Here is a 566-nt window from a genome sequence, read left to right on the forward strand (position 1 = left end):
ATCATTGTGGTCAATACGCAGCTCAGCGGTGATGCATCCCCCTCCGATCGCCTGATCATTGATGGCGGTAACGCCTCAGGCAATACTTCACTTCTGGTGAAAACAGGCAATAGTTTGGGTGGGCTCACCAACAAAGGCGTTGCCCTGGTACAAACTGAAAATGGCGGCACGACCAGTGCGAGTGCTTTTCAACTTGATCCCAACTCCGACGGATATAACAGTACAGGAATATTGAACGTTGGCGCGTATAACTACAGTTTAAAACGCGGTGGTGATGGCGGCGAAGCACAAGATTGGTATTTGGTTTCGCTCCTTTCGCCTGTGGTTGGTTCATACCTGCAAGAACGCCAATCGGCGATGGCGATGCATAAACATACGCTGCACGACAGGCAGTGGCAGGTGCCGGGGCAAGAAGATTCGTATACCTGGTTACGCATGGAGGGCTCAATGGTTCAACACGATGGTGTTGATAACCAGGAAACGGAAGACAGGCGCTGGGTGCTACACGGCGGGAGTGACATCGCACGTTTCAGCGACGGGCACGACGGCAGCATTCGGGTTGGGCT

Annotated in this window: 1 protein-coding gene; it reads left to right on the forward strand. The window is 53.2% G+C overall.

Annotation, left to right across the window (positions count from 1 at the left end; genetic code table 11):
- On the forward strand, nt 1-566 hold a 566-nt coding region (locus J5224_RS34405; RefSeq protein ID WP_264629315.1), incomplete at both ends, for an autotransporter outer membrane beta-barrel domain-containing protein.

The sequence above is a fragment of the Candidatus Symbiopectobacterium sp. NZEC135 genome (genome assembly GCF_025962695.1).